General features: G+C 63.4%; 11 protein-coding genes. 4 read left to right on the forward strand and 7 right to left on the reverse strand.

Annotation, left to right across the window (positions count from 1 at the left end; genetic code table 11):
* Positions 1-36 precede the first annotated feature (36 nt).
* On the forward strand, positions 37-1032 hold the full coding sequence (locus VSR34_RS05055; protein WP_154671168.1) for a substrate-binding domain-containing protein: 996 nt from the start codon (positions 37-39) through the stop codon (positions 1030-1032).
* 112 nt (positions 1033-1144) lie between these two features.
* Here the strand turns inward: VSR34_RS05055 and VSR34_RS05060 are convergent, their stop codons facing one another.
* From VSR34_RS05060 to hyfB, 6 genes are read right to left on the reverse strand one after another with little or no spacing between them, the layout of a single operon-like run.
* A complete protein-coding gene (locus tag VSR34_RS05060) occupies positions 1145-1654 on the reverse strand; it encodes a formate hydrogenlyase (RefSeq protein ID WP_342962015.1) in 510 nt (169 codons plus the stop codon).
* On the reverse strand, positions 1654-3216 hold the full coding sequence (locus VSR34_RS05065; protein ID WP_342962016.1) for an NADH-quinone oxidoreductase subunit C: 1563 nt from the start codon (positions 3214-3216) through the stop codon (positions 1654-1656). The genes VSR34_RS05060 and VSR34_RS05065 overlap by 1 nt, the downstream gene beginning before the upstream one ends.
* A gap of 3 nt (positions 3217-3219) precedes the next feature.
* A complete protein-coding gene (locus tag VSR34_RS05070; RefSeq protein ID WP_028230396.1) occupies positions 3220-4683 on the reverse strand; it encodes a hydrogenase 4 subunit F in 1464 nt (487 codons plus the stop codon).
* Complete coding sequence (locus VSR34_RS05075; RefSeq protein ID WP_028210310.1) at positions 4676-5335, reverse strand: formate hydrogenlyase; 660 nt, start codon at positions 5333-5335, stop codon at positions 4676-4678. Before VSR34_RS05075 ends, VSR34_RS05070 begins: the two co-directional genes overlap by 8 nt.
* The gene (locus VSR34_RS05080; protein WP_028210309.1) at positions 5336-6286 is read right to left on the reverse strand and encodes an NADH-quinone oxidoreductase subunit H; all 951 of its coding nucleotides are present in this window, start codon (positions 6284-6286) and stop codon (positions 5336-5338) included.
* The gene (hyfB, locus tag VSR34_RS05085) at positions 6280-8286 is read right to left on the reverse strand and encodes a hydrogenase 4 subunit B (protein WP_028230397.1); all 2007 of its coding nucleotides are present in this window, start codon (positions 8284-8286) and stop codon (positions 6280-6282) included. Before hyfB ends, VSR34_RS05080 begins: the two co-directional genes overlap by 7 nt.
* 244 nt (positions 8287-8530) lie before the next feature.
* On the opposite strand from hyfB, the gene VSR34_RS05090 reads away from it, so the two are divergent.
* Complete coding sequence (locus VSR34_RS05090) at positions 8531-8728, forward strand: ribbon-helix-helix protein, CopG family (RefSeq protein ID WP_028210307.1); 198 nt, start codon at positions 8531-8533, stop codon at positions 8726-8728.
* A 44-nt stretch (positions 8729-8772) separates the two neighbouring features.
* Here VSR34_RS05090 and VSR34_RS05095 read toward each other — a convergent pair whose 3' ends face one another.
* A complete protein-coding gene (locus VSR34_RS05095; RefSeq protein WP_028210306.1) occupies positions 8773-9609 on the reverse strand; it encodes a spermidine synthase in 837 nt (278 codons plus the stop codon).
* A gap of 216 nt (positions 9610-9825) precedes the next feature.
* Here VSR34_RS05095 and VSR34_RS05100 point away from each other — a divergent pair, with 216 nt between their 5' ends.
* Positions 9826-10272, forward strand: a complete 447-nt coding sequence (locus VSR34_RS05100; RefSeq protein WP_028210305.1) for a hypothetical protein — start codon at positions 9826-9828, stop codon at positions 10270-10272.
* A gap of 158 nt (positions 10273-10430) precedes the next feature.
* The gene (locus VSR34_RS05105) at positions 10431-13322 is read left to right on the forward strand and encodes an EAL domain-containing protein (RefSeq protein ID WP_342962017.1); all 2892 of its coding nucleotides are present in this window, start codon (positions 10431-10433) and stop codon (positions 13320-13322) included.
* Positions 13323-13390: the final 68 nt, after the last annotated feature.

The raw sequence follows: 13390 nt of genomic DNA on the forward strand, positions 1-13390 counted from the left end.
CGCGCATTCGGTGCGATCGCGCTTTGCGCGGCCGGGATGCTGGGTGCGGCCGCACATGCGGATGCGCTCAAGGGAGCGCCTGCTCCTTTCGACCGGGGCGGCGTGAAGATCGCTTTGGTCAACTACCTTTCGGAGGGCGACTTCTTCCAGGCGTATGAGGCCGGCGCCCAGAAGCAAGCGAGGGCGCTCGGGGTCGACCTGCGGATCTACGAGGGGCGCCAGGACGCGGCGCAGCAGCGCGACCAGATCCAGCAGGCGATCAACCTGGGCGTGGCGGCCATCATCGTCAACCACGGCTTGCCGGAATCGCTCAAGGACGTCGTGCAGCAGGCGCTGGACAAAGGTATCAAGGTCGTGGCGTTCGACGTCAATCTCGCCAATCCGCGGATTGCGCAGATAGAGCAGAGCGATCATGATCTCGCGTCCCTGCTGCTCGCCCAGGCGGTGAAGGATAACGGCAAGTCGTTTTCGGCGGGCTACGTGTATGTAGCAGGCTTCGCGCCGCTCGACCGGCGAGACGAAGTGTGGCAGGCGTTCAAGCACGACAATCCGGGCGTGCAGGAGAAGGCGCGTTGGGGCACGGTGGACAATCCCATCGCTCAGTCGGTGGCGAACCAGGCGGCAGCGGCGTACCGCGCCCACCCGGAGATCCGGGTGGTATTCGCCCCTTACGACGAGTTCGCACGCGGCGCCAATCTGGCGGCCGGCGAGGCGAATCTCTCCGATAAGGTGCGCATCTATAGCGCGGACATTTCGACGGCGGATATCGAAGCGATCCGCGCGCCCAATAGCGCATGGGTCGCGACGGCCGCGACGAATCCAGCCGTGGTGGGCGCGGTATCGGTGCGGGCTGCGGCGCTCGAAGTGGCGGGGCAGCCGCCCGCTCGTCACATCGTGGTCAGACCCACGCTCGTGACGCGAGACGACCTCGTGAAGAACGACATTCGTACCGTTGCCGATCTCGGCGCGAAATTCCCGGCTTTCCGCGCGAGCGACGCCGCCACGGCGCCGTGGATACCGGCGGCCCAGTAGCGGTCCGGGCCCGCGTCCCCATGTTGCGGGCGCGGGCGTTCGATGCGCCCGCGGTGGGCGGTGCCGCAAATAAATGCTTTCTTTGACGGCGGAAATCTATTCGTGCGTCGCGCTAACGGGCGCGGCATGCCGTCAGGATGCCTCGCAGCAGATCGATAGGGGGCGGCGGGCAGCCGGGGATTGCCACATCGACGGGCAAGATCGATGACACCGGACCGCACACTGCATAGCTGCCGGCGAATATGCCACCCGTGCACGCGCATTCACCTGCCGCGACAACGAGCTTCGGCGCAGGCGTCGCCTCATAGGCGGCAAGCACGGCCGCCTTCATGTTGAGCGTCACGGGGCCGGTTATCAGCAGCAGATCCGCGTGCCGCGGACTGGCGACGAATTTGATCCCCAGACCTTCGATGTTGTAGTAAGGATTGTTCAACGCGTGAATCTCCAGCTCGCAGCCATTGCAGGAGCCCGCATCGATCTGCCGGATGCACAGCGCGCGACCGAGAACATCGAGTATTTCGCGGCGTATCTCCCGCTCCTCATGTTGCCATGCGTTTTCTGCCGTGGGCGCCGGTTCGTCTGGATGACCGCTGCGCGCGAATTGCCGGATAAGCTGCCACATCAGAGATCGTGCCCCGCGTAGTTCAGGTTGAACGACTTGTTGATCAAGGGGAAATCGGCAACGATGTTGCCGATGATCGCGTGCTCGAGCGCTGGCCAGGCCTGCCACGAAGGGTCGTGGCAATGGCAGCGCGAAACCTCGTCGTCGGCGCCGACTTCGAGCGCGACGAGCACATCGCCACGCCAGCCTTCCACCCAGCCCGTCCCGCGCGAAGGCGCGGTTGCCGGCTTCAGTTCGACGGCAAACGGTCCGGCCGGAAGATTGGCCAGCAGCGCACGTATCAGACGCAGGGACGCGTCGATTTCATCGAAGCGCACGGCAACCCGCGCCGCGACGTCGCCGCGCGGATCAGTTGCCGGCTGAACGGCGACGTCGTCATACGGAGCGGGTCGCAAGGATGCGCGCACATCGAAGGTATGGCCGCTGGCGCGGGCCGCGAGGCCGCGCACGCCGAAATGCGCGGCAACGTCGGCGGTCAATCGGCCTGTGCCGGCAAACCGGTCCTGCAATCCCGACTGGTCTTCGTAAATCTTGCGCATGGCGTGGACGTCGCGCTCCATCTGCTCACACTGCATGACCAATGCCTTAGCCGTCTCTGGGCGCATATCGACTGCCACGCCCCCCGGCACGATCCGGTCCATCAGATAACGATGCCCGAAGGCGTGAGCGTTCAGCCGGATCCAGTCCTCCTTGAGTCGTGAGAACTGGGCGAGTCCGAAGGCAAACCCCGCATCGTTGCCTAGCGCGCCAAGGTCGCCCAGATGATTGGCGACACGCTCCCTTTCCAGTAGCAGGGCGCGCAGATGCAACGCGCGGTTCGGCACCACGACACCGCATGCCTGCTCCAGCGCCATGCAGTACGCCCATGAAAACGCAACGGTCGAGTCGCCCGCAATTCGGCCCGCGACCCGATGCCCACCCGAGGCCGGGGTTCGTTGGAACAGCCGCTCGACACCGCGGTGCAAATACCCTAGACGCTGCTCCAGGCGCAGCACCTTTTCCCCTACGACCGAAAACCGGAAATGCCCCGGCTCGATGATGCCGGCGTGGATCGGGCCGACCGCGATTTCGTGAACGCCGTCTCCCGCCACTTGCACAAAGGGGTAATCCGCTTCGCTCGATTCGAATCGTTCGACACCGCTTGCCTGTCCTTGCAACGGAAAATAGTCGCGCGGCCAGTTGCCGTGATTGAGCCACGGCCGGGTGTCCTCGGCACCGCGGGCCTGCAAGCCGGTGAGATCGAAGATCGTGCGCTGCATGCGGGCCGCGTAGGGGAATATGGCGGCCAGATCGGGGAAGCCACTTTCGCCATGCGGGCTACGCGCCATCGCAAGACGCGCCCACAGTATCCCGTCTTCACATTCGTACGCGGCGTTCGCCGAAAGAACCCCTTGGGGTGTTTCGCTCCCCCACATCGCAATGAGCCGGCTCCCCTCGGATCGTGCAGTACGCGCAATGTCGAGCCAGCCCGCCTCGTCGACTTCAGCAACGCTTGCCGATACCTGGCCGGGGTTGCGCTGGAGGCGGGTCGCCGAGTCGAACGGCAACGAATCGAGTCGCATGGTCTAACCCCCCAGCATCGTCGCGGCCTGGCGATACCAGGTTGCGAGGTAAGGCGGCACATAGAGACCGAGCATCAGCCCGAGGCCCAGATGCACGAATACCGGCAGCAGAGCGGGGCGATGCTCGAGCGATTTCGCCGTTGTCGTTCCACCGAACACCATCTGCTGTACGCGCGCGAAGATGGCCGCGAATGCGACGGCGAGCGCAAGCAGAAGCAAGGGCGCGGTCCAGGGGACGGTGTTCATCGCGGTCGTCAGGATCAGGAATTCGCTTGCAAACACGCCGAACGGCGGCAGGCCGAGAATCGCGAGCGCGCCGAGCATCATTCCCCAGCCGACTGTGGGGCTGACCTGCAACAGCCCGCGAATCCCCTCGATGGTTTGCGTGCCTGCCTTCTGCGCCGCATGGCCGACCGTGAAGAAAATTGCCGACTTGACGAGGGAATGGACGGTCATGTGGAGCAGTCCGGCGAATGTCGCGATCGGGCCGCCAAGTCCGAACGCAAACGTCATGAGCCCCATGTGCTCGATCGAGGAATACGAGAACAGCCGCTTGACGTCCTTCTGGCGAAACAGCGAGAAAGACGCAATCAGCACTGACACCAGCCCGAACCCGACCAGCATCTTTCCGGGCAGCCCATTGCCCAGCGCGCCATCGGCAAGCACCTTGCAGCGCAGCACCGCATAGAGCGCGACATTGAGCAGCAGTCCTGAAAGTACCGCCGATATCGGTGTGGGGCCTTCCGCGTGGGCGTCGGGCAACCAGCTGTGCATCGGTACGAGTCCGACCTTGGTGCCGTAACCCACGAGCAGGAACACGAAGGCGATCGACACGATGTTCGGGTCGAGCTGCGTCCTGGCCGCGGCGAGGCTCGTCCAGAGCAGCGCATCGCTGCCGCTCAATTGCTGGCTGGCCGCGAGGTAAAGCAGGATCGTGCCGAACAACGCCTGCGCGATCCCGACACCGCAGAGGATGAAATACTTCCACGCGGCCTCGAGGCTCGCGGCCGTGCGATAGACGCTCACTAGCAGCACGGTCGCGAGCGTGGCGGCTTCCATCGCGACCCACAGCACGCCGAGATTGTCGGTGAGCAGCGCGAGCAGCATCGCGAACATGAAGAGCTGGTACATGCTGTGGTAGAGCCGCATACGGTTTGGCGTCATCCGGCCGCGGTCCTCTTCGACCTGCATGTACGGCCGCGAGAACAGCGACGTCGTCCAGCCGACGAACGCGGTCAGCGCGACGAGGTACACGTTGAGCGGGTCGACAAAGAATGCGCGTCCGAATGCGAACGACGGCCCATGCTCGACGGTGCGCGCGGCGAGCACGACCGTCGCCGCGAAGGTCGCGAAGCTGAAGGCGACGTTCAGGTGACGTGCGACATGGCTCGCTCGCGTGAGCGCGAGGCATGCGGCGGCCACGAGCGGAATGCCGAGCACGGCTAGCACGACGTGGGCGTCACTCATCCTTGAGTTTCTCGATGTGATGGATGTCCAGGCTGTCGAACTGCTCGCGGATCTGGAACATGAATACGCCCAGAATCAGGAGTCCGACCAGCACGTCGAGCCCGATGCCTAGCTCCACGATCATCGGCATGCCGTTGGTCGCGGCCGTTGCGGCGAAGAACAGGCCGTTCTCCATCGACAGGAAGCCGATGACCTGGGGAATCGCCTTCGCGCGCGTGATCATCGCCATGAACGACAGCAGCACGCACGCGAGCGCGATTCCGAGCGTGCCGTGCGCGACCGAAGTCGCGAGCTGGCTGATCGGCGAGGCGACGTTGAACGCAATGATGACGAGCACGATGCCGATCAGCATCGTCGTCGGAATGTTGATGAGCGGCTCGACATCGGTGCGGACGTCGAGCCTGCGCACGAGCCGGTACAGGATCCACGGAAGCAGGCCGACTTTCAGCACCAGCGTCAGGCCGGCGGACACGTACAGGTGCGCATCGTCCGTCACGAATCCGAGGATCGCGTTGGCGAGCACGAGTGCGACGCCCTGCAGCGTATAGAGGTGAATCAGCGAGAGAATGCGGCGCTGGCTGAGCATCGCGAACGACAACGCGAGCAGGACGGCCGCGAGGAAATTGATGAGTTGCGTGGCGTAACCGTGCATTCATGCCCCCAGCAGAATGTGCACGAGCATGCCGATTACCGCGAGCAGGAAAGCGGTGGCGAGAAACTCGGGAACCCGAAATATGCGCATCTTCGCGTTGGCGGTTTCCACGGCGGCGAGCGCCGCGCCCCCCACCATCAGCTTGATGAAAAGCGCTGGCAACGCGAGCAGCAGGGCAAACGGGTTGCCCGCCCCGGCGATCCCCCACGGCACGAACAGCGCCAGACCGATGCACGAGTACGCGAACAGCTTGAGGCTCGCCGCCCATTCCATCAGCGCGAGGTGACGCCCTGAATATTCGAGGATCAGCGCCTCGTGGATCATCGTCAGTTCGAGGTGAGTGGTCGGATTGTCGACGGGCAGTCGTGCATTCTCGGCGAGCGACACCAGCGTGAACGCGATGCCCGCGAAGGCGAGGCTCGGATAGATCGTGAGCTCGCCCCGGCCGAGTGTCGCGACGATGCTCGTGAGCAGGGTCGACTGCGTGATCAGCGAGGCCGAGAACAGCACCATCAGCAGCGCGGGTTCCGCGAGAAAGCCGATCAGCATTTCGCGGCGGGCGCCGAGCGTGCCGAACGCGGTGCCGATATCCATCGCGGCGAGCGACAGCGCGACGCGCGCCAGCGCGAAGAGGCCGACGAGCGCGATCGCATCCGCGGCGGGCGACAGCGGCAGTTCGGTCGACAGTGTGGGCACGATCGCACACGCGAGCGTCATCGCTGCCCAGACGACGTAGGGTGCGCCACGGAACACCGGACTTGCGCTGTGCGCGACGACCGACTCCTTGTTGAAGAGCTTGTGGAGCATCCGGTAGGGCTGCCAGATCGACGGCGCGCGCCGGTTCTGCAGCCATGCCCGGCACTGGTTGATCCAGCCCGTCAGCAGCGGTGCGCCGGCAAGCGCCACGACAATTTCGAGGGCCTGGGAAATCACGCCGGAGAGGCTCACCATCGTCTCACCAGCATCAGGAGGATGATCAGCACCGCGAAGCTGTAGGTCAGGTACACGGCGATCTTGCCCGTCTGCAGCCGGCCCGCCCATTGCGCCGCGCGTTGCGTGAGCGCGGCGATGCGCTCGTAGAGCATGGACCAGGTGCGGTCGGTGACCGACACCCGGTAGACCGGCTGCGCATCGAACGGCGACGGCAATTGCCGCTCGACCTGCAGCAGCGGTGCGAAGATCTCCCGGATCGGCTGCCCGAACCCTTCGGCCGTGTCCTGCATCCGTGCTGTCGGGAACGGGAAGCCGCAGCTCCAGGGGGCGGCGCGCCGCAGACGGCCGTGGTAGAAGCGCCGCACCAGCACCCACGCGAGCGCGCAGCAGGCGATGAAGAACAGCATGAACACGGCGGGCATGTAACTCGCCCGGGCCGTCGAAACCGGCGCGAACAGCAGCCAACCGTGATTGCTCCCGGCGACACCGGCTCCGACGAGCGAATGCGTGACGGGGTCGAGCAGCTTGACGAACTGCACGGGCATCAGCCCGAGCAGCACCCCCGCCACGGCGAACCAGCAGAACGCGAGCCGTTCCCAGGTATTCGCGTCGCGCGCGCGGCCCAGTTTTGCTTCTCTCGGCTGCCCGAGGAACACGATGCCGAAGAACTTGACCATCGTATAGCCCGCGAGCGCGGCCGACATCGCGACCAGCGCGGCCACGATCGGCACCGTCATGGCGAGCACGGAATCGGGCAAGCCCGGCGCGAACAGGAAGCTCTGCAGCAGGAGCCACTCCGCGACGAATCCGCTCAGCGGCGGCAATCCTGCGCTGGCAGCAACGCCGGCGAGCACGGCCCACGCGGTCCACGGCATGTAGCGGATCAGGCCGCCGAGCTTGCCGAGATTGCGCTCGCCGGTGGCGTGCAGCACGGCGCCCGTACCGAGGAACAGCAGACTTTTGAACGATGCGTGCGCAACGATCTGATAGAGCATCGCGGTCATCGCGAGGGCCGACAGGCGCGGCATGCCGCATGAATGAAACAGCACTGCGAGCCCGAGCGCGGCGAACATCAAGCCGACGTTGTCGATCGACGAATAGGCGAGCAGGCGCTTCATGTCGACCTGGATCGTGCTGAACACCACCCCGAGCAGCGTGGTGCCGACGCCGAGCACGAGCAGCAGCACGCCCCACCACGCGATCTGCACATGGAGCAGATCGAACAGCGTGCGCAGCATGCCGTAGAGGCCGACTTTCAGCACGAATCCGCTCAGGAGCGCGGACACCGGAGACGGTGCCGCGGGGTGGGCATCGGGCAGCCAGACATGCAGCGGGAACAGGCCCGCCTTGGCGCCGAATCCGGTGAGCGCGAACAGGAACGCAAGCGACGCCCAGAATGCGTCGAGCGACTGCGCGCGCATGTTCGCGAATGTGTAATCGCCGGTGCGAGCCTGCAGAATGCCGAAGCAAAGGAGCAGTGCGAGCGCGCCGACGTGCGATATCAGGAAATACAGGTAAGCGGCGCGACGGATTTCGCCGATTCGATGGTTGGTCATCACGAGGAACGTTGCCGACAGCGTCAGCGTTTCCCAGGCGACCATGAACACGTAGGCGTCGTCCGCGACGAGCACGAGCGCGATGCTCGCGACACACACGTGGTATTCGAAACAGATGAGCCCCGGTGCGGTCCCTTCGCCCTTGCGGAAATAGCCGGCGGAAAAGGCTCCGATCCCCGCGCTGACGAGGCCTAGAACGAACAGGAAATAGCCGGACAAGCGGTCGAGGCGCAGATGGAACGGAAGGCCGGGGAGGCCGACGGGCAGGACCAGGGTGGATGGCTCGGCGAAGATGCCGGCAAGGCCTGTCGCGCCCAGCAGCAATCCGGCGAGCGCGCCGAGCGGAAACAGACCGTGTGCGACAACACGCGTGCGATGCAGAACACAGAGACCCAGCGCGCCGACCGCGAGCCAGGCAGCCACGACCAGCAGGACGAAATGGACGACAGGCACGGGTGCCATCCGCAATGTCTCCAGTGCACTCGGATTGGAGGAGGATGGACAGTGCCCGGTACACCGGCCCTGTCCTGGCCGTAATATTACATCGAAAGTTTCATATGGCTAGCAGCATATGATAATGACGTTATCATATGAGATACATGCGGCGAAAAGCGGGGGCTTCACGCGCGCCGGATCGCGTCGCCATTGGATTCGAGGGCGAGTGTATTATAATCTGATTATCATACTTGCCTTTTCTTCCCTGCCAATGGAAACGAAAACCGCGCGCTTGACCATCCTGATCGACCCCGCCAAGAAGGAAGCATTCGAGAAGCTCTGTGCCGCGCAGGACCTGACGTCGTCTCAGGTTGTCCGGCAGCTGATCCGCGAATATCTCGAACAGCACGGCGTGACCTACAAGACCAAGAGTCCGCTCGCCAAGCGGGTCGGGCGTAACGCTGGCTAAACCCGGGCTGGCTGAACCCGGGCTGGCTGAACCCGGGGGCGGGTTCAGGCGCCGCATTCCCAGTGCGCGTGCCCGTTCGCGCGCCAGATCAACCGTTTCGGGTCCAGGCTTGCGCCGCTCTTGAGCCGCCTCGCAATGGAAGGCAGCTTCAGGTCATCGGCCCACGCATACGAGAAGGCGCGATCGAGCAGCACCTGCGAGGACGGCAGGCGGCTTCTGCCTTTCCAGGCGAAAGCGACAAAATTGCTGTCGTCCGCGCATCGGACCACCGCGTATGAGCAACCGAACACGGATTTCAGTCGTTCGACGTACAGGTCGAGCGCCGGTTCGTCGTCGGTGAAATTCATCGCGAGGACGCCCGTTTCCGACAACCGTTCGCGGCATGCGGAGAAGAACGCGATATCGGCGCACTGGTGGGCGATCCCGCCCGGCACGTAGGCGTCGACCAGGATGGCGTCCGCGGCGAAGCCTTCGTGGCGGATGTAGTCCGCGCCATCGGCGAGCACGACGCGCAAACGCGCGTCGTCTGCCGGTATCCTGAACACGTCGCGCAGCGCAATCACTTCAGGGTCGACCTCGACCGCGGTGATCTTCACCTCGGGCAGATGCCGATAGCAGTACTTTGCCAGCGACCCCCCGCCCAGCCCGATCATGCAGATGTGCCTCGGAGCCGGCTGCAGCAGCAGGAATCCCATCATCGTGCGCGTGTAGCCGAGCGTGAGCCTGTCCGGCGCGCGAAGCGACATGCAGCTCTGGGTGGCAAAGTGATCGAAGTGCAAGGACACCGCGTGCTGCGTTTCCAGCACGAAGGGTCGCTTGTCGTTCAATGGCGTCGAGAGGAACTCGAGGAATGCGTCACTGGATGTCCGGTCGCCGTCCATTCTCGATATATCCCATAGTCAAACATAAGCACCGATGCGTTTCGCGTGCGGTTGCAAGGCGCCAGATCGGGTCCGTTTCCGGAAAGCCGGCCTTGCACAGAACAGCCGCGCGCACACGGCATTATAATGCAAAGCACATTTCCTTACCTCTGGATTATAATTGGTGAATTGCCGCCCTTCAGCGAACTTGCGGGCGGATTCGCTGAGGATGTCGTCATGATCGATCTGGATGGAGCGTTGCTGCTGCCTGACCGGCGCCTGGTGCGTCTGCGGGAAATTACCGGAAATCGGGGGCTGGTCGCGGTGGGAGTCGGGCGCGGCGGCGAACGCGGCTTCCAGATGGTCCACCGGTTCCATGAGGTCGGCGAGCAGCTCGCGGCGGGCGGCATTCACCTGGCGTTTGTTTATCCGCGCGAATCGTCCCGGCACGTGCTGGATGCGATCTCGGTGGCGAGCGCGCGGTTCCGGCGCCATCCATGGCTCCTTCTGGACGTGGACGGACAATGTTTCAGGCAGGGCGTGTGGCCCCGATCGCTCGAGGCGGTGCACCTGGACCAGGACATGAAGCGACTCGCCGGCGTCGGCATCGACCTGCAAGACACGTCGTGGGAAAGCCAGCTCCGAGCGTTCCTCACGCGCTGCCAGATGGAGACTTCGCCCTGAATCCGCGCCGTCGGCGCGCTTCAGAATTCCCGCATTCTGCCGTTATGCAGTGGATTGCATGCCGAGTTGCGCAGCTGAGGTTGCCGAATTCCGGGAACGCCTGCGTAGATGGGCTTGTGCGGGCACACAGTCTCCTTAATAGCATGGAAAACCCTGGAATGGATGCCGGAAGCGACTACTGCATTCCGGTCGGCGACCTGCCTATGCCCGTCATTCGTTACGACGCGCATGGCCAACGGCGCTATATGAATCGCGCGGCCAGGGCGATGATGAACGCCGCAACAGGCGTGTCGAACGTCGAAGCCGGCGTGCTTTTACCGCAGGCGCTGCAGAAATACCTCGATGCGATCCACGAGGTCGCGTCCACCGGCATCGCGCGCGAAATCGAGCTCACGTTCGATGCCTTGCCGGAGGCCCAGCGCAAACACTACCTGGTGCAGTTCGTAAGCGAGCCGGTTCAGAACGGCGCCGCGGGGGTGCTCGCGATCTACGTCGATATCACTGCCCGCAAACAGGCGGAGGCGAAGCTCCGCGAGCGCGAGGCGTTTCTCGAATCGCTGCTCGATACCGTCCCCATTCCTGTCTTTTCCAAGGACAGGGAAGGGCGGTATCTACACCTGAATCGGGCTTTCGAAGAATTCCTTGGGATTGCGAAGCAACGATTCATTGGCAAGACCGTCTTCGAGACGAGCCCGCACGAGTTGGCCCAAACCTATTTCGACATGGACGAGGATCTCTTTGCGAAAGGCGGGATCCAGCGATACGAATTCAAGGTTCAGAACGCAAGCAAGGCCGTGCGCGACGTGGAGTTCAGCAAGGCGGTTTTCCACGACGATGAAGGTCGCCAGGCCGGTTTGATCGGCGCCATCCTGGACATCACCGAACGCAAACAGGCTGAATTCGAGCAGCGGGCACAGTTCGAGAGGATTGTTCAGCTCAACAGGCGTCTCGAAGACAAGGCGCTCGAACTTTCCGACGCACGCGCACAGCTGATGACGGTGCTGCATACCATCCCCGACATGGTTTGGCTGAAGAGCACCGCTGGCAATTTTCTGCTGTGCAATCACAGCTTCGAGCAGTTCGTCGGCAAACCGAAAGCGGGAATTCTCGGAAAAACCGGGTACGACATCTTCGATGCCGACGTCGCCGATTTCTTCCGGGAACGCAACGAGGCCGCAATCGGCGCGATGCACGTTTGTGTGAGCGAGGAGTGGGTGGTGGCGCCGGCCACCGGCGAAAAGACCCTGCTCGAGACCCGAATGCTTCCCGTGTTCGACGCGGGAGGAACGGTGGCGGGCGTACTCGGCGTGGCGCGAGACACGACCGAAAGGCGGCGCTTCGACGAAAGGCTCGCCACCCGGGAGCGGGAGTTCAGAACGCTCGTCGAGAATTCTCCTGACACGGTCGCCCGTTACGGCAGGGACTTCCGGCGTATTTACGTCAATCCGACTTTCGCATCGCTTTCTGCTGGCGGTGCAGAGGCGCTGCTCGGCAAGACGCCGAGTGAGTTTCCGGGCGGTCCCAGTACGGTTCTCTATGAGCGGCAGATTGCGGAAGTGTTCGCAAGCGCGAGCGACAGGGAGTTCGAGTTGACCTGGCCGGCCAGCCGCGGCAAGCAACTTTGTCATCTGATCAGGTTGACGCCGGAACTGGGGCCGGGCGGAGCGGTTGAAACCGTCCTCGCCGTGGGGCGCGACATCTCGGAACTCCACGCGTCCAGAGGAAAAATCCATCGTATGGCGTATTTCGATGCGCTCACGACGCTGCCGAACCGCGTCATGTTCAACGAGCATCTGCGCCGGGCAATCTCCGTGCGTTCATCGGGCCGTTTTACCGCCGTCATGATGATCGACATGGACCGCTTCAAGGAGGTCAACGATACGATGGGCCACGCGGTCGGTGATGATCTGCTGCGTGAGGCGGCGCGCCGTCTGCTCGCGTGCGTGCGTCCCGGCGATACCGTTGCCCGTTTTGGAGGAGACGAGTTCGCCATTCTGATGCCCGAGGTCGCGGATCGCAGCGTGCTCGAACGAATCTCCGCGACCATCATCAATCAGCTCGATGAGCCATTCCTGCTCGACGGAAGGGAAGTGTTCGTTTCCTGCAGCGTCGGCATCGCGCTCCATCCCGTCGACAGCACGGATGCCAAGGATTTGCTCAGATATGCCGACTCGGCAATGTACCTCGCGAAGCGCTCTGGGCGGCGCGGGTTTCGCTTTTATACGAGAGACCTGACCATCGAGGCGACTGCGCGTCTTTCGCTCGAATCCGAGTTGCGTCGTGCGATCGATCAAGGCGAGCTCGAACTGTACTACCAGCCTCAGATTTTGCTTCGCAGTGCAGAAGTCATCGGATCGGAGGCCTTGCTGAGATGGAATCGCGCCGGCGAGGGGTTCGTTCAGCCCGCCCAGTTCGTGCCGCTCGCCGAGGAAACCGGGCTGATCGTCGAAATCGGGCGATGGGTGCTTCGCGAGGCCTGTCGCTCCGCCGCGCAATGGAACGCCGGGGGTGGCCCGCGCCATAGAGTGTCGATCAATCTGTCCGCCAGACAGTTTCAGTCGCGCGACCTGGCGCTGATGGTAAGGAATATCCTCGATGAAACCGGTTGCCGACCCGAGTGGCTGGAATTCGAAATCACCGAAAGCCTGCTGCTGGAGGAGGACGACTCGGTCATGAGCGCGCTTCTGGCATTCGAAAGCATGGGCCTGTCGATCGCAATCGACGATTTCGGCACCGGTTATTCGGCGCTCAGCTATTTGACGCGCTTTCCTATCGACACGCTCAAGATCGATCGAACCTTCGTGCAGCAAGCCACGACCGACCGGCGCCACGCCGAGCTTGTGAAGGCGATCCTTTCCATCGCACGTTGTCTGGGGCAGCGGGTCGTTGCTGAAGGCGTCGAAACGATAGAACAAGCGGCATTTCTCGATGCCCATGGTTGTGAGGTCGCACAAGGATTCCTCTACAGCAGACCGCTCAGGAAGTCCGACATTGCGTCGTTTCCCCGTTATCTCACGGCGGGGACGCCCGGCGCCCGGACGGTAGTCTGACTATCAATATCCTTCGGCAACCTCGAAGGACCAGGGTGCCAGATGACTGATATTTCCGCCAATATCGA

Source organism: Paraburkholderia sp. JHI2823 (genome assembly GCF_038900695.1).
In the GTDB taxonomy this organism is placed as follows: domain Bacteria; phylum Pseudomonadota; class Gammaproteobacteria; order Burkholderiales; family Burkholderiaceae; genus Paraburkholderia; species Paraburkholderia mimosarum.